This window comes from Symplocastrum torsivum, from assembly GCF_059505465.1.
This window is the reverse complement of sequence record NZ_JCACKQ010000043.1, coordinates 21,878-44,521: the sequence shown is the minus strand read 5'-3', so window position 1 is coordinate 44,521 and position 22,644 is coordinate 21,878. Positions and strand designations below refer to the sequence as shown.

General features: G+C 46.2%; 24 protein-coding genes. 7 read left to right on the top strand and 17 right to left on the bottom strand.

Annotation, left to right across the window (positions count from 1 at the left end; genetic code table 11):
- Nucleotides 1-48 precede the first annotated feature (48 nt).
- Nucleotides 49-591: a cytochrome b6-f complex iron-sulfur subunit gene (petC, locus tag AC5JL3_RS13560; RefSeq protein ID WP_496074975.1), complete on the bottom strand. Its 543-nt coding sequence runs from the start codon at nt 589-591 to the stop codon at nt 49-51.
- 239 nt (nt 592-830) lie between these two features.
- On the opposite strand from petC, the gene AC5JL3_RS13555 reads away from it, so the two are divergent.
- The gene (locus tag AC5JL3_RS13555) at nt 831-1,148 is read left to right on the top strand and encodes a DUF3067 family protein (RefSeq protein ID WP_496074974.1); all 318 of its coding nucleotides are present in this window, start codon (nt 831-833) and stop codon (nt 1,146-1,148) included.
- 137 nt (nt 1,149-1,285) lie between these two features.
- On the opposite strand, the gene leuD is transcribed toward AC5JL3_RS13555, so the two are convergent.
- The 3 genes from leuD to AC5JL3_RS13540 all read right to left on the bottom strand — a co-directional run bounded on the left by leuD (nt 1,286) and on the right by AC5JL3_RS13540 (nt 4,385).
- Entirely contained in the window at nt 1,286-1,903 is a 618-nt protein-coding gene (leuD, locus tag AC5JL3_RS13550) for a 3-isopropylmalate dehydratase small subunit (RefSeq protein WP_496074973.1), read from the bottom strand.
- Entirely contained in the window at nt 1,900-3,321 is a 1,422-nt protein-coding gene (gene leuC, locus AC5JL3_RS13545) for a 3-isopropylmalate dehydratase large subunit (RefSeq protein WP_496074972.1), read from the bottom strand. Before leuC ends, leuD begins: the two co-directional genes overlap by 4 nt.
- 116 nt (nt 3,322-3,437) lie before the next feature.
- Nucleotides 3,438-4,385: a glutaminase gene (locus AC5JL3_RS13540; protein ID WP_496074971.1), complete on the bottom strand. Its 948-nt coding sequence runs from the start codon at nt 4,383-4,385 to the stop codon at nt 3,438-3,440.
- Nucleotides 4,386-4,619: 234 nt separating this feature from the next.
- On the opposite strand from AC5JL3_RS13540, the gene AC5JL3_RS13535 reads away from it, so the two are divergent.
- The 3 genes from AC5JL3_RS13535 to AC5JL3_RS13525 are packed head-to-tail and all read left to right on the top strand — an operon-like array spanning nt 4,620 to nt 6,419.
- Nucleotides 4,620-5,237, top strand: a complete 618-nt coding sequence (locus AC5JL3_RS13535; protein ID WP_496074970.1) for a hypothetical protein — start codon at nt 4,620-4,622, stop codon at nt 5,235-5,237.
- A gap of 42 nt (nt 5,238-5,279) precedes the next feature.
- Entirely contained in the window at nt 5,280-6,137 is an 858-nt protein-coding gene (locus AC5JL3_RS13530; RefSeq protein WP_496074969.1) for a DUF72 domain-containing protein, read from the top strand.
- A 6-nt stretch (nt 6,138-6,143) separates the two neighbouring features.
- Nucleotides 6,144-6,419: a hypothetical protein gene (locus tag AC5JL3_RS13525; RefSeq protein ID WP_496074968.1), complete on the top strand. Its 276-nt coding sequence runs from the start codon at nt 6,144-6,146 to the stop codon at nt 6,417-6,419.
- Between the two features lie 38 nt (nt 6,420-6,457).
- Here the strand turns inward: AC5JL3_RS13525 and AC5JL3_RS13520 are convergent, their stop codons facing one another.
- The 6 genes from AC5JL3_RS13520 to AC5JL3_RS13495 all read right to left on the bottom strand — a co-directional run bounded on the left by AC5JL3_RS13520 (nt 6,458) and on the right by AC5JL3_RS13495 (nt 13,259).
- Nucleotides 6,458-6,691 carry a hypothetical protein gene (locus AC5JL3_RS13520; RefSeq protein ID WP_496074967.1) on the bottom strand — a complete coding sequence of 78 codons (234 nt, stop codon included), beginning with the start codon at nt 6,689-6,691 and terminating at the stop codon, nt 6,458-6,460.
- Between the two features lie 10 nt (nt 6,692-6,701).
- Entirely contained in the window at nt 6,702-8,120 is a 1,419-nt protein-coding gene (locus AC5JL3_RS13515; protein WP_496074966.1) for a hypothetical protein, read from the bottom strand.
- Nucleotides 8,121-8,175: 55 nt separating this feature from the next.
- A complete protein-coding gene (locus AC5JL3_RS13510; protein ID WP_496074965.1) occupies nt 8,176-10,809 on the bottom strand; it encodes a DNA polymerase III subunit alpha in 2,634 nt (877 codons plus the stop codon).
- 25 nt (nt 10,810-10,834) lie between these two features.
- On the bottom strand, nt 10,835-11,431 hold the full coding sequence (locus tag AC5JL3_RS13505; protein WP_496074964.1) for an acyl carrier protein phosphodiesterase: 597 nt from the start codon (nt 11,429-11,431) through the stop codon (nt 10,835-10,837).
- A 146-nt stretch (nt 11,432-11,577) separates the two neighbouring features.
- Complete coding sequence (gene gatA / locus AC5JL3_RS13500) at nt 11,578-13,038, bottom strand: Asp-tRNA(Asn)/Glu-tRNA(Gln) amidotransferase subunit GatA (protein ID WP_496074963.1); 1,461 nt, start codon at nt 13,036-13,038, stop codon at nt 11,578-11,580.
- A 26-nt stretch (nt 13,039-13,064) separates the two neighbouring features.
- Nucleotides 13,065-13,259, bottom strand: a complete 195-nt coding sequence (locus AC5JL3_RS13495; RefSeq protein ID WP_192221967.1) for a hypothetical protein — start codon at nt 13,257-13,259, stop codon at nt 13,065-13,067.
- Between the two features lie 30 nt (nt 13,260-13,289).
- Here AC5JL3_RS13495 and gyrA point away from each other — a divergent pair, with 30 nt between their 5' ends.
- The 3 genes from gyrA to AC5JL3_RS13480 all read left to right on the top strand — a co-directional run bounded on the left by gyrA (nt 13,290) and on the right by AC5JL3_RS13480 (nt 17,763).
- Nucleotides 13,290-15,923 (top strand): DNA topoisomerase (ATP-hydrolyzing) subunit A, encoded by a 2,634-nt coding sequence (gyrA, locus tag AC5JL3_RS13490; protein ID WP_496074962.1) that lies wholly within the window; start codon nt 13,290-13,292, stop codon nt 15,921-15,923.
- A 106-nt stretch (nt 15,924-16,029) separates the two neighbouring features.
- Complete coding sequence (locus tag AC5JL3_RS13485) at nt 16,030-16,227, top strand: hypothetical protein (protein ID WP_496074961.1); 198 nt, start codon at nt 16,030-16,032, stop codon at nt 16,225-16,227.
- A 24-nt stretch (nt 16,228-16,251) separates the two neighbouring features.
- Nucleotides 16,252-17,763 carry a hydroxysqualene dehydroxylase gene (locus AC5JL3_RS13480; RefSeq protein WP_496074960.1) on the top strand — a complete coding sequence of 504 codons (1,512 nt, stop codon included), beginning with the start codon at nt 16,252-16,254 and terminating at the stop codon, nt 17,761-17,763.
- 189 nt (nt 17,764-17,952) lie between these two features.
- On the opposite strand, the gene prfA is transcribed toward AC5JL3_RS13480, so the two are convergent.
- From prfA to AC5JL3_RS13445, 7 genes are all read right to left on the bottom strand, one after another.
- Nucleotides 17,953-19,047 carry a peptide chain release factor 1 gene (gene prfA / locus AC5JL3_RS13475; protein WP_496074988.1) on the bottom strand — a complete coding sequence of 365 codons (1,095 nt, stop codon included), beginning with the start codon at nt 19,045-19,047 and terminating at the stop codon, nt 17,953-17,955.
- A 102-nt stretch (nt 19,048-19,149) separates the two neighbouring features.
- A complete protein-coding gene (gene rpmE, locus AC5JL3_RS13470) occupies nt 19,150-19,392 on the bottom strand; it encodes a 50S ribosomal protein L31 (protein ID WP_192221964.1) in 243 nt (80 codons plus the stop codon).
- 122 nt (nt 19,393-19,514) lie between these two features.
- Nucleotides 19,515-19,928, bottom strand: coding sequence for a 30S ribosomal protein S9 (gene rpsI / locus AC5JL3_RS13465; RefSeq protein ID WP_496074959.1), 414 nt, complete (start codon nt 19,926-19,928; stop codon nt 19,515-19,517).
- Nucleotides 19,928-20,380 carry a 50S ribosomal protein L13 gene (gene rplM, locus AC5JL3_RS13460; RefSeq protein ID WP_496074958.1) on the bottom strand — a complete coding sequence of 151 codons (453 nt, stop codon included), beginning with the start codon at nt 20,378-20,380 and terminating at the stop codon, nt 19,928-19,930. The genes rpsI and rplM overlap by 1 nt, the downstream gene beginning before the upstream one ends.
- Nucleotides 20,381-20,413: 33 nt before the next feature.
- Complete coding sequence (gene truA / locus AC5JL3_RS13455) at nt 20,414-21,262, bottom strand: tRNA pseudouridine(38-40) synthase TruA (RefSeq protein WP_496074957.1); 849 nt, start codon at nt 21,260-21,262, stop codon at nt 20,414-20,416.
- Between the two features lie 24 nt (nt 21,263-21,286).
- The gene (gene rplQ, locus AC5JL3_RS13450) at nt 21,287-21,637 is read right to left on the bottom strand and encodes a 50S ribosomal protein L17 (protein WP_496074956.1); all 351 of its coding nucleotides are present in this window, start codon (nt 21,635-21,637) and stop codon (nt 21,287-21,289) included.
- A 54-nt stretch (nt 21,638-21,691) separates the two neighbouring features.
- Nucleotides 21,692-22,636, bottom strand: coding sequence for a DNA-directed RNA polymerase subunit alpha (locus tag AC5JL3_RS13445; protein ID WP_496074955.1), 945 nt, complete (start codon nt 22,634-22,636; stop codon nt 21,692-21,694).
- Nucleotides 22,637-22,644: the final 8 nt, after the last annotated feature.

Genomic DNA, 22,644 nt, shown 5'->3' with positions numbered 1-22,644 from the left:
TTCCCCAATCCTTAATCCCCAGTCCCGATGCCCTAAGTCCGAATTGAATTAAACCCACCAGGGGTCTTCGCCAGTGCGAAAATCAGTTTCTGTCCACTGCGTGAGGGAAAGCTTGTCGTCTTCGGTGACAGTGGCGTGAACCAATGCCAAAGACAGAGGTGCTGGTCCCCGTACCACCTTACCAGTGTTATCGTACTGAGAACCATGACAGGGACACTTGAACTTATTCTCGTTGCTATTCCAAGGCACCACGCATCCCAAGTGGGTGCAGACAGCATTTAAACCATAGTTGCCAATGGATTGGTCTTCGGTAACAACAACATAGGTCGGGTCACCTTTGAGACCTTGAGCGAGAGTGCGATCGCCTGCACCATGATTGGCTAGAAAGTCACTGACAACGATGTCATTACCTAACGCATCTTTAGCCGTGACACCCCCGCCACTGCCAGCCGCTGAAGGCGGAACGAAGAACTTAATAACTGGATAGAGCGCTCCCAGAGCTGTTCCGGTAATCGTACCAAACGCCAAGAGGTTCATAAATTGACGACGCCCCATATCAGGAACATCTGCTGAGCCAGAAACTTGAGCCATAACTGAACGCCTAAGGGTATATTTTTTTTAACAACTCTGGAAATATTTCCAGAACTTCTTAAACCCTGCTCTCATAATGTAGAGTAATCTAACCGTCAACAGGGTTGCCAAAATCCTTTCAGTCAAAGGATTTACGGCTTCAGATATAGGTATTATTACATTCTTTTACACCGTATCATAAAGTTAAAAAGCGTCGTATTTGTGACGAAATGTAAACAAAAACTTAGGCAAAGAGGGTTATGACAGGACAGGACTTGCGCCAACTCCTGCTCAACAAGTGGGGATACTCTTATGACATTCAAATACGACGGACTCAGGGGAAAATCTTCGTTCAAGTCATGTGGAAATACCTAGAACAGGTATCTTTCCCACTCTCTGAAGCCGAGTACCTAGAGCATCTCAATACAGTCGCTAATTACCTACACGCTTGGGGAGGCGCGACACAAGTACAAAACTATATTCGGGAAACTCGTGAGCGTCCACGGTTGGGTAAAGCCGTCAGTATTCCAATTGAGTTGGGTGAACGTGCCTCAGAGTGGCTACTCGAAGATTTTTAAGGTGTTAGGTGTTAGGTGTTAGGTGTTAGGTGGTAGGTTGTAAGGGAAAAACTACGGTGCTCTCCTTGGCAAGATTAGGGTTTTGGGGAGATTCAAAGAAGAGCAAGGCATAGCTCTGTCCACCTACCACCTACCACCTACAACGATGTTGCCACAACTCGACTGTCCCAATCTACATACGGCAATTTAGCCACCGTAGCTCGAATCGGGTCAATTTGAGCAAGCAATTGTACACAAGTATCCCAGGTGCCTGTAGTTAACATCTGCCGTGAACCCTCACCCATCGATACAGAAGCTTGGAAGTCTCCACAATGGACTTGCATTGCGTCTAAATCCACAGTTATCGAAGCTTGGGGATTTTCTTGCAGGATTGTCTGTAACTGCTTGACTGTCGTAGGTTCAGCCGTTACACCAGGAATCCCGATCGCAACACAGTTACCAAAAAATATCTCAGCAAAGCTTTCTCCCACAACGGCTTGAATTCCCCATTTTGCCAAGGCTTGAGGCGCGTGTTCTCGTGAGGAACCACAGCCAAAGTTGCCGTTAACAACTAAGATATTCGCTCCTTGATACTGTGGCTGATCAAAGGGATGTTCCCCTTTCGCTTGCACACGATCGTCGGCAAACGCTTGTTCCCCCAAACCATCAAAGGTGACACAGCGCAAAAAACGGGCAGGAATAATGCGATCGGTATCAATATCATTGCCTACAAGAGGAATTCCCCGACCTTCAATCACTTTTACTTCACTACTCATGAGACTGACTCCTGTAGCATCAACTCGCGAACATCAGAAACTTCACCCTTAATCGCCGCAGCAACCACCATTGCCGGACTCATCAGCAGTGTACGTCCTGTAGACGAACCTTGACGACCTTTGAAATTACGATTAGAAGAAGAAGCACTCAACTGAGTACCCTGAAGTTTGTCAGGATTCATCGCTAGACACATTGAGCATCCTGGTTCTCGCCACTCAAACCCCGCTTCCAAAAAGATTTTGTCTAGTCCTTCTGCTTCCGCTTCCTTTTTCACTCGTTCTGAACCAGGGACAACAAATGCCTTGACTCCTTGGGCTACGTGCTTACCTTTGGCAAATTTGGCAGCTTCTCGTAAGTCGCTGATGCGTCCATTGGTACAGCTACCGATAAAGCAGACATTGACTTTTGTGCCTTGAATCGGTGTTCCTGGCGTGAAGTCCATGTAGCGATAGGCTTCTTGTGCGATCGCTTTTTCTGATTCTGGCAGGGTATCGGCAACAGGAACCACTTCATTAACCGCAATCCCTTGCCCTGGCGTAATTCCCCAAGTGACAGTAGGTGCAATTTCAGCCGCATCAAAGGTGACGACATCATCATAAACAGCATCCTCATCACTGCGGAGGCTGTTCCACCAGCTAACTGCTTTATCCCACTCTGCGTCTTTGGGAGCAAAATCTCTGCCCTTGAGGTATTCATATGTCACCTCATCTGGGTTCACATACCCACAACGAGCGCCACCCTCGATGGACATATTACAGACAGTCATGCGCTCTTCCATACTCATCTGCTCGAAGGTAGTACCAGCAAATTCATAGGCGTAGCCAACGCCACCTTTCACACCGAGGGTGCGGATGATATGGAGAATTACATCTTTGGCATAAACACCGGGGGGCAATTTGCCATTGACTTCAATTTTACGAACCTTAAGTTTAGACAGCGCTAGGGTTTGGGAGGCTAGGACATCACGGACTTGAGAGGTGCCAATGCCAAATGCGATCGCGCCAAATGCACCATGAGTTGAGGTATGAGAATCCCCACAGGCGATTGTCATTCCTGGCTGAGTTAAACCCAGTTCGGGCGCAATCACATGAACGATGCCTTGACTGCCAGACCCAATGTTATAAAATCTTACGCCGTACTCTTTACAGTTATTCTCCAACGCTTGCATCATCTCTTCTGCTAAGACATCAGCAAACGGACGCGATTGGTTCTCTGTAGGAACAATGTGATCGACAGTGGCAACAGTGCGATCGGGATACAGCACCTTCAGTCCACGTTCCCGCAGCATCGCAAACGCTTGAGGACTGGTAACTTCGTGAATTAAATGTAAACCAATAAATAGCTGAGTCTGACCGGAAGGCAAAATACCAACAGTATGTAAGTCCCAAACTTTATCAAACAGTGTTCTAGCGCTCATCAGAAAAGGTAGCCATTAGTCTAAGGATAGTGACCAAGCACCTATGGTCAAAGGTTTGAACTTTTTATTGTAGAGCGATCGCACGTTCTGCAATCACTAGCTAAAACAATCACCTTCTAACCCTTCAAATTCAATACTTGGGCAAGTTGCTGTAATAAAAACACTCCGGCTACAGAGTTACCCTCTTGATCGAGAGGAGGGCTGTAACACGCGATCGCCCCTTGGGCGGTGCCATAGGCAATCGCACCTTGAGATGGCACCACAGAAACCATTGCCCCGCTTACTCCTGACTTAGTAGGGAGTCCCACCTCTACAGCGAAGCGTCTAGAAGCTTGGTACAAGCCGCAGGTAGTCATTAAACTATTAACAGTACGGCAGTGTTCTAGCCGGATTGGTTTTTGGCATTGCGCCAACAACATCCCCAAACTTGCTAAATCAGCAATGGTTCCAGACAAACAGCAGACGTGATTGTAGGTATCTAAAGCAAGTTCTACGTCATCTAGATAACCAGACTGAGATAGCAAAGTTGCGATCGCTCGATTGCGTTCATTCGCTACAGAACGCACGGAACTCAGCATCGACTCATCTAAAAATAGCTGAGAGTTCGAGTGATGATTGAGCCACAGGCAAAGACTTTCACAACGAGAGTGAGCATTTTCACCAGGCAATAAGGAGGCTAATGCGATCGCACCACTGTTAAGCATCGGATTACGTGGCAAACCTTGGTCTGCTTGTAGTTGCTTAAGGGAATTGAACGGTTCGTCAGAAGGCTCAATCCCAACACGAGAAAACACAGCTTCTGCCCCCAATTGCTCTAGTAAAAATAGCAACACAAACGGCTTAACCACACTCATCAACGGAAACAACAGCGTAATGTTGCCAAACTGATGAACTTGACCATCAATACACTGGAATTGCACAGCAAACCAGAACGGATTAGCTTGGGCAAGCAGAGGAATGTATTCTGGTAGTTGACCACGCTGGCTCTGAATTTGCGCCTGAACTACCCAGGTTTTAAGTTGAGCCTGAGTAAGGTTAAGCAGTCGAGAGTTGGGTACTGTCAAGTTACAGACGTAATCAAGCTTAAAGAATTCTGCAAGACAAGATCTAAATTTGTCAAAAACTTTATAGATACATTGAGAATCTTGGCGACTCTGATTTACTTGGATAGATTTTGACTAAAAAGAGATTGGTAGAGGCTTTCAATTATTCAAGAATGCACCTAATTGTACTGTAACTAAATGCACAGTCACTTTGCCTCTGCATAATGCCTGTGCATATTGCAGAAGGAGGAAGAAATGGTTTTAGGTCAACACAGATGCGCTGTTGGTACATTTGCTAACCGCCCAGATGCAGAACAGGTTTTCAACGAACTAAAGCGTGCAGGAGTTCCAACTCCTCATATTTCTATTGTTCCTTTAGAATCTAAAGACGCAGACCACGAAGAGAAGCTTAGTAACACTAAGTTCAATGACTTGGATGAGGACAACTCTCAAGAAGAAATGGGAGCAATGGCCGCAACAATCGTAGGTAGCCTGTTGGGTGCGGTTGGTGGCTGCTTCGCGGGTTTGGGTCTTTTATTGATGCCGGAAGTTGGTCTTGTCTTAGCTGTTGGAACTTGGGGAACGCCTCTACTGGCGACTGTAGCGGGAACTGGGATTGGTGCTGCAAGTGGTGGATTGATTAGGGTTGTAGCTGGGATGGGGACTCCCGAAGATGAAGCTGGAGTTGATTTTGAACGATACTCAAGCAGCGAGTATCTAGTCATGGTAGAGGGTACGGATGAGGAAGTGTATCAGGCTGAGTCTATCCTTGATCGGTTGAACCAAAAATACTTAAAGGTGAACTTGCCATCGTTTTCAAAGCCTCCTTTTGTAGAGTTATTCAAAACTCGTGACTTCTGGAAGTCGTGGTAAACTGCAAGTTCTGATTGATGAAAGAGGCTGTGACCTATTAATATGAGCTTTTTCATCGGGTGCGCTGTTTGGGGTCATAAAAGTTGGGTTGGCGAACTTTATCCTAGAGGAAGTAAAGCCGCAGAATTTTTAAACCTTTACAGCCAACGTTTCACCGCAGTTGAAGGCAATACAACATTTTACTCAGCACCTAATCAGGAGACTGTTGCACAGTGGGCATCACAGATGCGACCTGGTTTTGAACTTTGCCCAAAGTTGCCGCGCCAGTTAACTCACAACGGCTGCTTGCAACCCTCAATTTCCGGTGCCTTAGAGTTTTTGGAGCAAATGCGGAGTTTAGGTAAGCACCTTGGGCCAATCTTTGCCCAACTCCCACCTAGCTATGAACCCACTTTATTAGAAGACCTTACTGCCTTTCTGGATGCTTGGTCTCGGAGTGAAGCCCCCCTAGCCGTCGAAGTTCGTCACCCGGATTGGTTCAAGGAACCCCACGCTAGTAATCTCAATACAGTTTTGGAACAACTGGGTGTCGGACGGGTGCTGTTGGATACGCGGCCTGCCTACAGTGGGTCAGCTAGCTACGGACAGCAGCCAGTCGAACCGCGAAAACCAAAGGTGCCAGTGCAACCTGTTGTTACCGCGCCGTTTAGTTTAGTGCGCTTTATCAGCCATCCTGACCAAAAGGTGAATCAGCCATTTATGGAAGAATGGATTACTTTAGTTGATCAGTGGTTGCGCTTAGGTAAGCGTATCTACTTTTTTGTCCACTGTCCCATTGAGAAATATTCTCCTGGAAATGCGCGTCACTTCCAGCAGTTGCTTGAACAGAAAGGTGTCCCAGTTCCACCCTTACCTTGGAACAACATTGAGCAACTACCTATACAGCTAAATCTTTTTTGAATTTCTATGAACCACAAGGAAGCCAGGAACTTCTCTAAAAATTTAAATTTACCTCGGTTATTCGGAATTCCTAATCAAATTCAGTCGGCAGAAGAAATTAGAAGCCAGAAACTTGAACAGCTTCCCTTTTTTGAGCAAAATTGGGAAATGCTTCTTTGTGAGCTTGAAGCTAGAGGTCTATCTGATATTTCTCTGTTGCATCTCAAACAAGCTAATGAAGCAAGCTTTTGGATAGAAACTCAGCATCTGGACTTTTGGGAGTTACTAGCCTTGTTTGATTAACGTTACTTTTTCCTGATGGGTTAGTAGCTAATATAATGCTAATTGCTCCTCTCCATGACAACCCCATTAACTACTTCATATCCCCAATTAGAGTTACGGTTTGCAAGTTGCTTAGCTAGCTCGTACTCTCCTAAACTACAGAGTTCAGCTAACTGTTGATATCCATCCTCTTTCTGTTGCTGATGTCTAGCTTGACGTAGTTTTTTCATTTCCTGCTCTGAAAGAGGAGAGCGTCCTAAAAGAAATGCATCAATATCACCAATTCGCTTCATATTTACCTCACTAGAAGGGAAGTAAGTCTACTACTTGGTCATCAACAATTCCATACCCCCATTCTGGATTTTCAGCAATTTGCTTTTGAACTAAAGTTCGACCCATAGGAGTTTTATAGACTTCCTGCAAAGCAGATAGGCTAGGAGCCTCAGCGACCAATTGAGGGCTTTCATCCTTAATTTCCTGTGGTTCTAAACTTCGCTGTGCTAGGGGTTCAGCACTGGACGGTGCCAGGGAAAATTCAGGTGTAATAGCCGAAAGCTTAGTAATTACACTTTCTTTAGTAATTTGGGGTTTATTACTAAAGGAGGGTGGTAAATAGGGGGTTGCTACTCCTAATCTCTTTGCTCGTATTGCATCATCAGCAATGCGATCGCATTTCCTCAAGAATCCTTCCCACAAATCTTTCCCAATCACTGGATTTCGCAGATCTGAACGCGCTTTCGATACAGCTACCTCTAACGGTTCTCCTTTGTGGACATAATACTGAGTATGTTCCTCCTCAAAAGCCGGATAGGGAACACCTGGTTCAATTTCCCAGTCACGCTTAACTTTTTGGCTTTCTCCTAGGGGGATTCCTGAGATAAATTCATCCCAGAATGGGGACACTAAGCCTTTTGTTATGTCATCAACTATTTTAAATACCCATCCGGAAGGGCTATTAAACCCCAGATTCTTTGCATACTCTAATAAAGCTCTCTGAAACCCCTCAAATTGCTCAATAGTCTCCCAAGGCCCACTAAATTGATAATTAGGGCTAACTTTCACGGCAATTGGCTGACGTTGAACTGGAAAAAATCGATCAGTTTTAGTGATTCGAGTTGTCTTACAAGCGTTATCAACCACTTCAACAGCGGTATGTGTTGATGAAGAATCAAAGCCAGTGCCGGATTGTTCTGTTGTTGGTGTATGACGACTCAATGCAGAATGGCCATTGTTCTCTGTTTTCGGAGGCTTTACCGTCTCTACAATAGTCTCTGTTGTTAAGACTGAATCTAAATTAGTTGGATTATTTACTAAGCCAGGTTTATTAAGACTAGACTTTTGTAAAATAACATCACCTTTTGGATTTAAAGAAGGTACATGAAAAGCTTCTATCCAACAATCGTTCAATTGCTTCTCAAGGGCATCAATATCTGGACAAAACTCTAGAGTATCAAAATGCTCAGTAACTAACCGTTCTTTTAAAAGCGATCGCTTTACTAATTCACGGCGTGCTAGTTCCTGTTCAATGGCCGTTAGACCCGTTTCCTTTTCAATTTCATCAATAGTGGCTCTTACCCACGGTTTAAGGTTGCCATTTTTAGATTGCCATTGGAAAAGCTGCCAAAACAAAATAGAAGCTGCCACTCCACCAGTAGCTTTAGCCAGCCTAGGATAGTAAACTATTGGATTTCCCAGATTTTGGCAAAATACTCCTAGTTTCACCTGCACAGACTCCTAATGTTCTAAGACAGTGTATAGTCCTAACTATTAGGATATCTCAAAGCTTTTCTAACCCTTCTAGCTGTTTTAGCTCTAAGCCTCGCTCAAAAATCTCATCAATAGGCAGCATCTGACCATCAATCGTCATAAACTTATGGTCTCTTGTGGCTCGAATAATCGAACCGTCCTCTAAACTATATTCAAACACTTCTTGCTGTCCTCGGTCATGCCACTGTGCGATCGGTTGGGTGTAGACAAAACCATTGCAATCAACACTATACACCGTGCATTCAATTGCTTCTTCAACAATTTTGCCAATTGGCATTGAGCCATATTCAACCGTTAGGATTTCTGTGTCATAACTCAAACAATATTCAGCAAATAAAATCATTTGCTCAAATAGTTCTTCAGCTACTCGTTTAGAAACTCCATTTTTTGCCGAACCATCAATAAAGGTTTCTCGATGTTTTTGCATCTCAGAAACCTTCTTTTTACCCATAGCCCTGCGAAGTAAGTCTGCTTGACCAAGAGAATATCCGGCTAAATCTTGAGCCATTTTCATGATTTGCTCTTGGTAGCAAAGTGTTCCATAAGTTTCTTGCAAAATTGGCTCTAATAGAGGATGTTGATACTCTACTTTTTCTCGCCCATGTTTGCGATCAATAAACTTAGGAATTAGACCAGCATCTAGAGGACCAGGACGGTACAATGCCAAAATTGAAGATAGGTCTTCGATACTATCGGGCTTTAAGTCTCGTACAACCTGGCGCATTCCAGATGATTCCAATTGAAAAATGCCTTCTAACTCACCTTTCTCCAAAACCTGATATGTTTTTTTGATATCTATGGGCTTTTTGTTAATCTGCCCTTTTGCCAAAATCTTCAATGCCCTAATTTCATCAAGTGGCAACTGATCTAAATCAAGACTAATATTTTGATTTTTCTTAATTAAATCTGCTGTTCTTTGAATAGTGGTTAGGTTTCTCAAACCCAAGAAGTCCATTTTTAGAAGACCTAGCGATTCCAGGTCTTCCATAAAATATTGAGTGATGACAGCGCCTTCATTATTCACTTGCAGAGGCACAATTTCATCTAGTGGTTCTGAGGAAATGACAACACCTGCCGCGTGAACCCCAAACGTTTTGTTTGTTCCCTCAATCCGCATTGCCATATCCACCCAGCGCTGGATTCTGGGGTCTTTCTCATAAGCTTCTTTAAACTCTGGTGCTGGTGTTTTACCAGAAATCATCACTGAAAGCTTAGTTGGCTTACCCCGAACTACAGGGATGAGCTTTGCCATTTGGTCAGATTCTTTGTAGGGAATATCTAACACTCTTGCCACATCTTTTAGGACAGCTTTTGAGGTTAGGCGGTTAAAGGTAATAATTTGTGCAACTCGCTCTTTGCCATACTTACGGGTAACGTAGTCAATTACTTCGTCGCGTCTGTCAATGCAGAAATCGGTATCAATATCTGGCATTGATTTCCGTTCAGGATTTAAAAAACGCTCGAAAAGAAGACCATGATGAACGGGGTCAATGTTAGTAATTTTTAGGGCATAAGCGACAAGAGAACCTGCTGCTGAACCTCTACCTGGCCCAACAGGAATGCCTTGATCTCTGGCATATTTGATGTAGTCCCAAACCACTAAAAAGTAGGTGGAGAACCCCATCTGCTGCATCATCTTCAGCTCATATTCCAACCGCTCTCGATAAACGGGGTCAATTTCAGTGCGAGAGCGACAGCTAACGCGGTTTAGTAGTCCTTCCCAGGTGACTGCTTCTAGATAGGTATCGGCTGTGTGACCATTGGGGACGGGGTAATTGGGGATGCGGGGTTCCCCCATAATCTCGTAGGGTTTGACTTTATTGGCAACTTCGAGAGTATTTGCGATCGCTTCTTTGATCACATCATCTGGTAAATGATCTCGGAACAGCCGCGCCATCTCTTGCGCTGACTTGAGATACTCCGTACCGCTATAGCGCATCCGCTTTTCTTCGATCACTAGCTTGCCTGTTTGAATACAAAGCAAAGCGTCGTGTGCTTCTACGTCGTAGCAGGAAATAAAGTGAGAGTCATTCGTTGCAATGATTTTAATGCCTAGCTCACGGGCAATTTTGACAATCTCAACATTAACAAGGCGGTCTTCTATAGAACCGTGGTCTTGAATTTCTAAATAGTAATCATCTTTAAAGACCTCTTTGTACCATTGAGCAACTTCACGCGCAAGCTTCATGTCACCTTTGAGAATCGCTTGGGGAACTTCACCCCCCAAACAAGCACTCGTAACAATCAAACCCTCGTGATACTGCTCAAGTAGTTCTTTATTAATACAAGGGCGAGCAAAAATGCCTTTTCCCTGAAAGCCCTGGAGGTGAGAAATTGTAGTCAGCTTGACTAAGTTCTTGTAGCCGTGTGTGTTTTTCGCTAAAACAACTTGGTGATACTTGCGATAACGCCCTTTCTTTTCGATGTCACCTTTGATTACGTACATCTCGTTGCCGATAATCGGCTTAATGCCTTTACCACGGCAGACTTTGATGAGTTCGATCGCGCCGTACATGACACCATGATCGGTAAGTGCGATCGCGGGCATTCCCAACTCAACCGCTCGATCTACCAGTTGCGGTAACTGAGAAGCCCCATCAAGCAAGCTGTAGTCACTATGAATATGTAGACCAACAAAAGACATGGTGTTTTGCGCTAAGGGACTGACATTATCCTAAGAAGCTTGAGTTATATCGTAATGTTTTAACATAGTCAATTAGCTCAGGAAAAAAACGGTAAAAATCCTGTTTGAATTGCTCATAATTAGCAATTAAATCTACGGATGCACTACCTAAATTATTTTCTCTTTTCAATCTAAGGGATATCCTTTGTAAAGCGTTGGTTATGCCTTGAGGCTCTACATAAGACATCAACAAATCTCCATTAATAATATTTGGCAATACCCTTTTTATAGAATCTGGAAGAATTGACTCATTTTGTTCTAATATTTTATAGATTTTTGCAGTAAACTCTCTCAAACTAACAGAGGAATAATCTAACCAGTTTTTTGCTAGGAAATGGTCGTAAAAGACATCAACAATTATTCCCGAATATCTTCGATTAACTGAACTGATTAATCTTTTACTTTCGCGGACAACAGGATGCGAATCCGTGTAAATATCAACTTTTTGATGTAACCGTATTCCCTTCTTGATTTCATCACAGTAAGTATCTATACTTCGTCCTTTCATAAAATCTCCTAAAAGATTACCAAGGAGTGATTCTGGTGAATCTTCAGCTAAATATAAATGTGCGAGGTAGTTCATCTTTAACTATTTAGTGCTGCTCCCTGGAATTCAGAAGTCAAAAGGCTTTATTTCTGCACTAGGAAATTCGCGAAAACCGTTCCCCACACCTGCATCTTAAAGCTACACCTAAAAGGCATAGGAGCTGTGCTCCATGCCTCTAATCTCTACTGCAATTGGGGTTTCTGTAGATGCCAGCTAGTCGATTGCTCGTAGGCATAGGCGACTTGAAATAACTGATCTTCACGCAACACTTTGCCAATTAGCTGCATTCCAATCGGTAATCCATTGTCATCAAAGCCACAAGGTACACTTAACCCTGGTAAACCTGTGAGGTTTACCGGGATGGTCATCAGGTCAGAGAGATACATACTCAAAGGGTCTTCTGTCTTTTCCCCAGCTTTAAATGCTGTTGTGGGAGCAGTTGGACAGACTAAGACATCTACTTTTTCAAAGGCTGCCTCAAAGTCTTGTTTGATTAAAGTGCGAACTTTTTGCGCTTTCAGGTAATACGCATCGTAGTAACCTGCTGATAAGGCATAGGTGCCTAGCATAATCCGGCGTTTGACTTCTGCACCAAATCCAGCAGCACGAGTTTTGGTGTACATCGAGAGGAGATTGTCGGCATCAGGAACACGCTTGCCATATTTGACACCATCGTAACGAGCAAGATTTGCTGATGCCTCACTAGGAGCAATGATGTAGTAGGTTGGCAACCCGTAGCGGAACCGGGGACAAGAAATGACATGAATTTCTGCACCCAAGCTTTGTAGCTGATCGATCGCTTTAGTTACAGCCTGTTCAACAGCCGGGTCTAAGCCTTCACCGAAGGTTTCTTTAATAATGCCAACTCTTAGCCGTCCTCTGGGTCGCAGATCGGGCTGAAGTATTTTGGCATAGTCAGGGATTTCGACTTTCAAGCTAGTAGCATCGTTGGGGTCATAACCTGCGATCGCACTGAGCAAAATTGCTGCATCTTCTACCGTTCGCGCTAGTGGCCCAATTTGATCCAAAGAAGACGCATAAGCAACAAGACCATAACGGGAAACCAAACCATAGGTAGGTTTTAGACCAACAACACCGCAGAACGAGGCAGGTTGACGAATTGAACCACCTGTATCCGAACCAAGGGCAACAGCACATTCTTGTGCTGCTACTGCGGCGGCTGAACCTCCTGAGGAACCTCCTGGCACCCGATCCAAATCCCAAGGATTTGCGGTGACTTGATAGGCAGAGTTTTCCGTAGAACTGCCCATCGCGAACTCATCAAGATTGGTTTTACCCACCATCACCGCGCCAGCGTCCTTGAGCTTTTGAGTCACGGTTGACTCGTAAGGCGGCACAAAATTCTCCAGAATTCGGGAAGCACAGGTAGTAGGAATTCCCTTGGTACACATATTGTCTTTGATGCCAATCGGAATTCCCGCCAACAGCCCTATCTCTTCTCCAGCGGCGATTTTGACATCCACCTGACGCGCCTGCTCTAGGGCGTGTTCTGAGGTGACGTGCAAAAAGCTATGTAATTTCGGCTCTAGCTCCTGAATCCGGTCTAGGGCTTCTTGGGTAATTTCGACAGCCGAACGTTCTTTGCGAATGAGCTGTCTATGCAACTCGCGGATGGAGACCATCTCTCGCTCCCTTTTGGACTCATAATTCAGACTTTAGTATAGAGTGCCGATTGAATAGGATTGCGAATTAGCACTTGTATTCCATATAACGTTTCTCCCAGCCGTTGCTCCGGCTGAGGGGTTTGGAATTGTGTTAAAATTTTAAAAGAAACTACTAATTTTTGGCAAATATTCGAGTGAAAAGCGGCATTTTTTGCAGCTTTTCGGCTTTTTTCTGCCACATTCTTGATTTTAATGGAGTTTTTCGTTCTATGAGTACCTCCCAAGAGCGGATTGTCCCGACGAATCTGCGGAACGAGATGTCTCAGTCTTACCTGGAATACGCGATGAGCGTAATTGTGGGTCGGGCACTGCCAGATGCTAGGGATGGTCTCAAGCCGGTACATCGGCGGATTCTCTATGCAATGCATGAGCTAGGTCTGATGCCAGACCGACCGTTCCGGAAGTGTGCTCGTGTTGTGGGAGAAGTGCTAGGTAAGTATCACCCTCATGGAGATACTGCCGTTTATGACGCCTTAGTGCGGATGGCTCAAGAGTTCTCGATGCGATCGCCTCTGATTAACGGACATGGGAACTTTGGCTCGGTTGACAACGACCCACCAGCCGCAATGCGTTATACAGAGTGTCGCTTGCGTGCTTTAGCTACAGACGCCCTGTTGCAGGATATTGAGTCAGAAACGGTAGACTTCATTGATAACTTTGATGGTTCGCAACAAGAACCAACTGTCTTACCGGCGCGTGTGCCTCAGTTACTACTCAATGGTTCTTCCGGGATTGCGGTGGGGATGGCAACCAATATCCCGCCTCACAACCTGGGAGAGTTAATTGATGGCTTGGTGGCGCTCATCCACAATCCTGAGATAACGGATATAGAGTTAATGCGGTATGTTCCTGGCCCTGACTTTCCAACTGGGGGACAGATTCTGGGAACCACGGGGATTAAAGAAGCATTTACCACAGGTCGCGGTTCGATTACGATGCGGGGTGTCGCCGAGATTGAAACGATTGAACATCGTGGGCGTCCTGACAAAGAAGCAATCATCATCACTGAGCTTCCTTTCCAAACGAATAAGGCAGGGATGATTGAGAAGATTGCCGAAATGGTCAACGAAAAGCGCTTAGAGGGCATTTCGGATATTCGGGACGAAAGCGATCGCGACGGGATGCGAATCGTCATAGAACTCAAGCGCGACGCCTATCCCCGTGTTGTCCTCAACAACCTCTACAAGCAAACGCCCCTACAGATGAACTTTGGGGCGAATATGCTGGCGTTGGTGCGAAATGAACCGCAGCTACTGACGCTTAAGCGGTTTTTGGAAGTTTTCTTAGATTTTCGCATTGAGACGATTACGCGACGGACTCAGTACGAACTGCGGAAAGCAGAAGAACGCGACCATTTACTGCAAGGGTTATTGATTGCTCTTGATAACCTGGATGCGATTATTGAACTCATCCGCAGCGCCGCTGATGCACCGACGGCGAAAGTCGGGTTGATGGAAGTATATGGTCTTTCCGAACCGCAAGCTGATGCTATTTTACAAATGCAGTTGCGACGCTTGACAGCGCTGGAAGCAGAGAAGATTCACGCGGAGCACAATGAGTTACAAGTTCGGATTGCTGACTTGCAGGACATCCTTGCCAACAGAAGTCGCATCCTAGAAATTATTGAAACGGAAGTGGGTCAGCTTAAAACCACCCACGCCACACCACGACGCACGGTAATTCAGCAGGTTGAAGGTGAACTCGGTGACATTGACCTGATTGCCAATGAAAAAGCCGTCATTCTGCTGACTGAGCAAGGTTACATCAAGCGGATGCCAGTCAACGACTTTGCTGCACAAGCGAGAGCAACGCGCGGCAAGGCAGGCACTCGAATGAAAGAGGATGACGGGGTTGAGCATTTCCTGACTTGCTGTGATCACGATAGCCTTTTATTCTTTAGCGATCGCGGTGTAGTCTACTGTTTGAGAGCGTACCAAATCCCAGCAGCCTCTCGCACCGCACGGGGAGTGCCAACTGTGCAGATGTTGCCGATTCCCCGGAATGAAAAAATCACCTCGATTGTGCCAGTGTCGGAGTTTACCGATCATGAATATCTAGTGATGTTGACCCAGAAGGGTTACATCAAAAAAACAGCACTAGATGCCTTTGGTAATATAAGAGCCAATGGGTTGATTGCAATCTCTCTAGAAGAAGGTGATCAATTACGGTGGGTACGTCGTGCCACAGAAGCAGACAGCATCATCATTGGGTCACGTCAGGGGATGGCGATTCACTTCAAGACTGACCACGATCAACTACGTCCCCTCGGTCGGGCTACACGCGGCGTTAAGGCAATGAAGCTGAAACGCGATGATGTGTTGATCAGCATGGACATTCTACCGGGTCAAGTTGTTGCTAGTCTTGCACCTGTCAATGAGGCGGAGTCAGAGGAGGAGATCGAAGACCTCAATGGCGCAGAACTTAATGGTGGGGAGTTGGTAGAAACGGCTGGACAAGGCCCTTGGGTGCTAGTAGTAACGATGGGTGGCTATGGTAAGCGAGTACCTGTTAAACAATTCCGGCTGCAAAATCGTGCAGGAATGGGAATTTTAGCCACGAAGTTCCGTTTACCGAAAGATAAACTATCGTCGCTGATGGTGGTCAATGAAGGGGATGAGCTGATGATGGTCACTAGTCGAGGTATCATCATTCGTCAAGTGATTGGTGCAATTTCACCGCAATCTAGGATGGCAACTGGGGTAAGAGTACAGCGGTTAGATGAAGATGATGCGATCGCGGCTGTTGCATTAGTGCCTTCCTCTGTTCAAGGTGAGGAAGAGCCTCTCTCCATTCAAGGTGACGAAGAGCTTCCCTCCATTCAAGGTGAGGAAGAGGAGGAATAGGCTTCAAAAGGTAACTAACCTTCCGCTTTCGGATATCGAAAAGTTTGTGCGATCGCTTCTTTAGAAATAGAGGCGATCGCATTGAATTTATAGCGTTTTCCAGTCAATGAAGTACAGATTGCTTATAGGGGCACACATCGGTGCGACCTTGACTGTGTCGGACTTTATCACAGAATTGCCGCCCCCCAAGGAAAACTTCCCTCCCCCTGCCTATCTTCTTCAGGTACTCTCATCTCTAGGTGAAGCAATGGACAGCCTGGCTCAACTCCAGCGTCATAGCGCACCATCAATCATGGCATCCTGAAAAAAGAGAATCACGAGGTAAAGGATGACGGAAGCGTCAGAACAGAAACGGGTAGTAGTCGTCGGTGCTGGTTGGGCTGGATTAGGCGCAGCCTACCACCTAACCGCTCAGGGTTACGATGTCACGCTCTTAGAAGCTAGTTCCTACCCCGGTGGATTAGTGGCAGGTTGGAAAACAGCGGGTGGACGCTCGGTAGAGGGCGGTATTCATGGCTTCTGGTATCCCTACAGCAATATCTTTTCCCTAGTGCAAAAGTTGGGACTAAATCCCTTCACCCCGTTTACCCGTTCCTCCCAATATTCACCCGCAGGACTGGAAGTCGAATCGCCCATATTTCAAAACGAGCCGTTACTTCCCACACCATTGGGAACCTTTCTCTACACTCAGTTCAAGCGGTTGCCCCTGATTGACCGCCTTTCTGCCTTACCTCTGCTCTATGCTGTAGTCGATTTTGACAATTCTGATAGTGCTTGGTGGCGTTATGACTTTGTAACCGCCCGTGAAGTGTTCAAACAATTTGGTGTTTCTGCTCGACTCTACAAAGATTCCTTCGAGCCGATGCTGCTAGTCGGCTTATTTGCTCCAGGGGAACAGTGTTCAGCCGCTGCCGCCTTAGGGATGCTTTACTACTTCATCCTCGCTCACCAACCCAACTTTGATGTGGTTTGGTGCCGGGGAACAGTTGGGGAAATGATATTCAAGCCTTGGGTTGAACGCATTGAGAAACTTGGTGGAAAGGTACTGACCAACAAGCGGGTGAGCGACATCCTCCTCGACAGCACAGGCGAGGCAAAGGGAGTTGTCTGTGGTGATGAAGTCTTTGAAGCAGACGCAGTGATTTTTGGCGTTAGCGTTAGTGGCATGAAAAAGATTGTATCAGGTAGCCCAACACTGCAAAATTACCAAGAGTTCCGAGACTTGACGAATTTGGGCGCAATTGATGTGATGGCAACGCGGCTGTGGTTTGACCGCAAAATTCCGATCAGTCATCCCTCGAATGCCTGCTTCGGCTTTGATCCGACAACAGGCTGGACATTTTTTGACCTGAATGTGCTGCACGACGAATACCGTGATGAACCAGGTAGCGTAATTGAAGCTGACTTTTATAACGCTAACCAGTTGCTACCTCTGAGCGATGAGCAAATTGTGCAGAAAGTTCAGGAAGATTTAGCTACCTGTATTCCAGGATTTCGACAGGCAAAGGTTATCGATAGCAGTGTTATCCGGGTGCCTCAAGGTGTGACTCACTTTGCACCAGGTAGCTATCAGTATCTCTTGAAGGCAAAAACCAATATCAAAAATGTCTTCATGAGCGGGGATTGGATTATCACTCGCCACGGTTCATGGTCGCAAGAGAAGGCGTATGTGACGGGTTTAGAGGCAGCAAATCTTGTGGTTGAATCCTTTGGGCATGGTAGCAAGGCGACTATCCTACCTGTCGAGCCTGATGAACCCCATATCCAGTTTGCCCGGACAATCAACCAATTTGTGCGGGGTTTGAGTCAAACGATTTTGCCAGAGTTCTGGTTGCCCTAAAAACATAGCAGTTCTTAGTTAAATGAGGTACAGCTAAAAGCTGTGAAGCAGCACTACTAGCCAGGAAAACAAAAAAGCTGATAGCTGACCGCTAACCCTAGGCTTGATGCAAAAATGAGAAAGCCCCAGTATTTCTACCAGGGCTTTCTCACTTTGACTACAACGTTAGATTACTTGAGCGACTGAGCATTATTTAGTGGAAGCCGCTAATTCCTCCAACCGTTCTTGTTGGTCTTGGCTAATACAAGATTGAATCATTGACTCCAAGTCGCCTTCGAGAACTGGGCTGAGTGAATAGTTTTGACCCAATCGGTGGTCGGTGACACGATTGTCTTTGTAGTTGTAGGTACGGATTTTCTCAGAGCGAGAACCCGTTCCAACTTGCGATAGCCGCATCGATTTCACTGCGGCTTGTTGTTCCTGTAGCTTAATTTCGTACAGCTTAGCGCGGAGAATTTGCATCGCCCGCTCTCGGTTTTGCAGTTGAGAACGCTCCTCCGTACAAAAGACTCGAATTCCTGTTGGTTTGTGGATCAGGTCAACGGCTGTTTCCACTTTGTTTACGTTCTGTCCACCAGCACCACCGGAACGAGCTGTTTTGAGTTCTATATCCTTTGGATCGATCTGAACTTCCACCTCATCCACTTCTGGCATAACTGCCACTGTTGCCGTTGAGGTATGAACTCTTCCCCCAGCTTCTGTCACAGGGACTCGTTGCACTCGATGGACGCCTGCTTCAAACTTGAGCTTGCTGTAAACTTGATCGCCCTGTATTTCAAGGATTGCCTCTTTAAAGCCGCCCATATCTGCTAGCGACTCACTCAGCAACTTGACTTTCCAGTTCTGAGTTTCCGCATAGCGCGAGTACATCCGTACCAAATCACCTGCCCAGATACTGGCTTCATCGCCACCTGTACCTGCCCGAATTTCTAACATGATGTTTTTGTCATCATTCGGGTCACGAGGCAAGAGCAAAATTTTCAGGCGTGTCTCCAGTTGCTCTAGTTTGGCTTGCAGTTCGTTAACTTCCAGCGCAGCCATTTCTTGCATCTCTGGATCGCTGCTTGCTTCCTTGAGGACTTGCCGCGCTCCTGCTAAATCTTCCTGAGTCTGTTTCCAGGTGTCGTAGGTATTGACAACTTCCTCTAGCGAGGAACGTGCCATTGTAACCCGTTGCATCTCATGCGGATTGGTCGCGATATCTGGATCAGCCAAACGCCGCGTTAATTCATTGAAGGTTTGTTCAACAGATTGTAATTTCTCTAGCAGGTAGGTTTCAGCCATGACTCGTGCGATCGCTCCCTCAAAAAAATAGCTTGGTTGCTTACAAATAAAACAATGACCCAGCAAGCCAGTTACTGGGTGGTTATAAGCTCACCAAGATAGCTATTTCTCTTTGGACTGATCCGCCGAGGCATTGTCGTCGAGCATTCCGTATTTCCGCATAAAGCGCTCAACTCGCCCTTCAGTATCAATCATTTTCTGTGTCCCTGTATAGAAGGGATGGTTGCCAGACCAAACATCAACGTGGATTTCTGGTTTGGTTGAGCCAATTGTCATTACGACCTCACCGTTGCAATAAACCTTGGCATCTGGATACCACTGTGGATGAATATCAGGTTTTGGCATAGTTTTTGCTCTACTTTAAACTTTTGTCAATCTGTTCTTAATTTTAGCTTTTAGTTGCCAGCTCTCAGCTTTTAGCCTACGAGACAAGGTTGAGTCTCCCTGAGAAGCTGAGAGTTGACACTTTATCGCTTGGAGTATTGAGGAGCTTTACGAGCTTTGTGTAAGCCGTATTTCTTACGCTCTTTAGCTCGTGGGTCACGGGTTAAGTAACCTTCTATTTTCAGAGGAGGGCGGTTTTCTGGGTCTAGTTCGCACAACGCTCTAGCAACGCCCAAACGAATTGAATCAGCTTGTCCAGTCAATCCACCACCATGAGCATTGACCAAAATGTCGTACTCATTTTCTAAACCTAGAGTTTCTAGGGGGGCTTTGGCGGCGGAGATGTAACCGGAGTTGTAGTTAAAGTAATTGTCTCCTGGGCGTCCATTGACAATTATCTGACCGCTACCAGGTACTAGACGCACCCGTGCGACTGAGGATTTACGGCGACCAGTACCCCAGTACACAGCGCGTCCGCTTGTTTCTGCTGCTTGCATTAATTTTCTCCTGGAATCGTTTGAATGGTTAGGGCTTGTGGTTGTTGTGCTTGATGGGGATGGCTGTCTCCAGCGTAGACTTTTAGCTTGGTAAACAGTTGGCGACCAAGAGAATTTTTAGGCAGCATTCCCTTGACAGCCTGTTCAATAATCCGTTCTGGCAGACGGTCTTGTAGTTTTGCAAAGGTTTCCGTCTTCATCCCACCAGGGCGACCTGAGTTACGTCGATAAAGCTTCTGAGTCCGTTTTTTGCCAGTAACAACGACTTTTTCCGCATTGACAACAATAACAAAGTCGCCTGTATCAATGTGGGGTGTATAAGTGGGTTTGTTTTTCCCCCTAAGAATCATGGCAATTGCACTAGCCAGCCGTCCAAGACGCATATCAGTCGCATCTACGACGTACCACTTGTGTTCTAGGGAGTTGAGCGGGGGGAGGTAAGTTTTTTCCATCGGTCTTTTTTTAGCGCTTCAAGAGTTATGTGTTTAATTGAGGCAGTATTCGCTTGGGGTATTAGTTGGCAAGAGGAATTTTGGCTGTGTATCAAACCAGACTTCTGGAGGAAAAGGCGAGTTGGGGTAGCCTACACGCAATAGGCATAAACCTCTCGCTGGAGCTGCGTATTTTACAGCTTCCCGTCGCTGGTTGACCCAAAGTTCCGTGAAACTGTTTGGGTGTAGTTCCCCAGTGCCTACTTGTACCAGCATTCCTACCAAAAGCCGCACCATGCCATACAAAAATCCGTTTGCCTGAATTTCTATATGAATAAATGACCCGTTACGGTAGCATTCTGCGGCTTGAACATCCACCCAGGAATGCGATCGCCCTGAGTTTGCCCGATGAAAGGCAGCCAGGTGGTGCTTACCCATTAGCGGAGTTAACGCTTCCTGAATCAAAGATTCATCTAGCGGTGCATGATAATAATGCCAACTAAAGGGTCGCACAAACAAGTTGGGTCGGTTGTCGGTATAGAGTGTATATCGATAACGACGCCAGCTAGCAGAAAAACGAGCGTGCCAGTTGGGAGCAACTAAGGCTGAGGCACGAATTAGGATATCCTCAGGCAGTCTACTGTTGAGGACAGCCGCCCACCTTGTGGCTGGAATTGGTCCTGTAGCATTAAAGTGAGCTACCTGAGCAGCAGCGTGAACACCTGTATCGGTGCGACCCGCTGCGTGTAGGGTCACGGGTCGCTGCTCCACGGCAGAGATCACTTTTTCAATTTCCTCCTGCACACTGCGATGGTTGGGTTGGCGCTGCCAGCCATAAAAGTGCGTACCCAGGTATTGGATAACCAGGGCAATACGCTGCTTTGTTAGCTGAGGGGACTGCATGAGGAGTAACAAATAGCGAGCTAGCTAAACTAGCTCGATAATTGCCATTTCGGCATTATCGCCACGACGCGGTACGGTTCGCAGGACGCGGGTGTATCCGCCGTTGCGATCGCCATACCGCTCCTGCGCTCCCTCAAACAGGGCATGAACTAACTGCTTGTCATAGATATAGCCCAGTGCCTGACGCCGTGCAGATAGCGAACCATCTTTTGCCAGCGTAATCATTTTTTCCACTTCCCCACGGATTGCTTTTGCCCGCACTTTGGTTGTCGTGATTCGACCATGACGAATCAGTTCTGTAGTTAAAGCTCTCATTAGAGCCTTCCGTTGATCAGCAGGCTTTCCTAATTGTGGTACACGACAGCGGTGACGCATTTTCTTCTGTTCCTATATACACTCCAAAAAATTCAATAGCCGCTCAAGCAAAACTTAAGTAGTTTTTGCTTTCTCATGCGGCAGGGTAATTCCCAAGCGCCGTTGTAAGGCTTCAATCACTTCTTCGGCAGACTTTTGACCGAAGTTTTTGATTTCCAGGAGGTCTTCCTGGCTGTAATCCAGCAAATCGGCTACAGAGTTGATCTGAGCTCTCTTCAAGCAGTTGTAAGCTCGTACTGATAGCTGCAATTCTTCGATTGGGATTTGACTGGTTGGATCTTCATCATCTGGATATTCCTTATCAATCGGCTCCAGGTTCATCTCCTGCAGAGGCTTGAACAAATCCACTAGGGTACTAGCAGCTTGACTCAGAGCTTCTTGGGGAGTTACGCTGCCATTAGTCCAGATGTCCAATAGCAAACGGTCTCTTTCCAGAGAGCCGTCGATGCGAGCATCTTCAACGCTGTAATTTACCTTATTCACTGGCATAAACACAGCGTCAATCTGGAGAAAGTCAACCGACGCTGCATCCTCACGGCCCCTCTCCACAGAGCGATATCCTTTTCCTTTCTCAATCCGAAACTCCATTTCTAGCCTTGCCCCCTCTGCCAAGGTGGCAACATACTGACCTGGATCGACGATTTCCACTTCAGAAGGGAGTTCAAATTGAGCCGCTCTCACCGTTGCTGGTCCTGTAATCATGACTCGACCAATTTGGGGCTGAGAGCTGTAACTCTTGAGAACAATCTCCTTCATGTTCAGCAAGATTTCCAGGACATCCTCTCTCACACCTTCGATGGTGGCAAACTCATGATTGACCCCAGCAATCCGAACGGCTGTAACCGCTGCCCCTTCCAAATTTGACAGGAGAACTCGCCTGAGGGCATTGCCGACTGTTGTGCCTTGACCGCGCTCAAGAGGCTCCAGGACAAATTTGCTATATTGACTCTGATTCTTCAGTGTTTTAGACTCTACACACTCGATCTGAAACTGCGCCACGGAGTGAC

Excerpts from the sequence above, each read along its gene's own strand:
- petC (WP_496074975.1), bottom strand. The coding sequence starts at position 591 with ATGGCTCAAGTTTCTGGCTCAGCAGATGTTCCTGATATGGGGCGTCGT.
- AC5JL3_RS13555 (WP_496074974.1), top strand. The coding sequence starts at position 831 with ATGACAGGACAGGACTTGCGCCAACTCCTGCTCAACAAGTGGGGATAC.
- leuD (WP_496074973.1), bottom strand. The coding sequence starts at position 1,903 with ATGAGTAGTGAAGTAAAAGTGATTGAAGGTCGGGGAATTCCTCTTGTA.
- leuC (WP_496074972.1), bottom strand. The coding sequence starts at position 3,321 with ATGAGCGCTAGAACACTGTTTGATAAAGTTTGGGACTTACATACTGTT.
- AC5JL3_RS13535 (WP_496074970.1), top strand. The coding sequence starts at position 4,620 with ATGGTTTTAGGTCAACACAGATGCGCTGTTGGTACATTTGCTAACCGC.
- AC5JL3_RS13530 (WP_496074969.1), top strand. The coding sequence starts at position 5,280 with ATGAGCTTTTTCATCGGGTGCGCTGTTTGGGGTCATAAAAGTTGGGTT.
- AC5JL3_RS13525 (WP_496074968.1), top strand. The coding sequence starts at position 6,144 with ATGAACCACAAGGAAGCCAGGAACTTCTCTAAAAATTTAAATTTACCT.
- AC5JL3_RS13520 (WP_496074967.1), bottom strand. The coding sequence starts at position 6,691 with ATGAAGCGAATTGGTGATATTGATGCATTTCTTTTAGGACGCTCTCCT.
- AC5JL3_RS13510 (WP_496074965.1), bottom strand. The coding sequence starts at position 10,809 with ATGTCTTTTGTTGGTCTACATATTCATAGTGACTACAGCTTGCTTGAT.
- AC5JL3_RS13505 (WP_496074964.1), bottom strand. The coding sequence starts at position 11,431 with ATGAACTACCTCGCACATTTATATTTAGCTGAAGATTCACCAGAATCA.
- gatA (WP_496074963.1), bottom strand. The coding sequence starts at position 13,038 with ATGGTCTCCATCCGCGAGTTGCATAGACAGCTCATTCGCAAAGAACGT.
- gyrA (WP_496074962.1), top strand. The coding sequence starts at position 13,290 with ATGAGTACCTCCCAAGAGCGGATTGTCCCGACGAATCTGCGGAACGAG.
- AC5JL3_RS13485 (WP_496074961.1), top strand. The coding sequence starts at position 16,030 with ATGAAGTACAGATTGCTTATAGGGGCACACATCGGTGCGACCTTGACT.
- AC5JL3_RS13480 (WP_496074960.1), top strand. The coding sequence starts at position 16,252 with ATGACGGAAGCGTCAGAACAGAAACGGGTAGTAGTCGTCGGTGCTGGT.
- prfA (WP_496074988.1), bottom strand. The coding sequence starts at position 19,047 with ATGGCTGAAACCTACCTGCTAGAGAAATTACAATCTGTTGAACAAACC.
- rpmE (WP_192221964.1), bottom strand. The coding sequence starts at position 19,392 with ATGCCAAAACCTGATATTCATCCACAGTGGTATCCAGATGCCAAGGTT.
- rpsI (WP_496074959.1), bottom strand. The coding sequence starts at position 19,928 with ATGCAAGCAGCAGAAACAAGCGGACGCGCTGTGTACTGGGGTACTGGT.
- rplM (WP_496074958.1), bottom strand. The coding sequence starts at position 20,380 with ATGGAAAAAACTTACCTCCCCCCGCTCAACTCCCTAGAACACAAGTGG.
- truA (WP_496074957.1), bottom strand. The coding sequence starts at position 21,262 with ATGCAGTCCCCTCAGCTAACAAAGCAGCGTATTGCCCTGGTTATCCAA.
- rplQ (WP_496074956.1), bottom strand. The coding sequence starts at position 21,637 with ATGCGTCACCGCTGTCGTGTACCACAATTAGGAAAGCCTGCTGATCAA.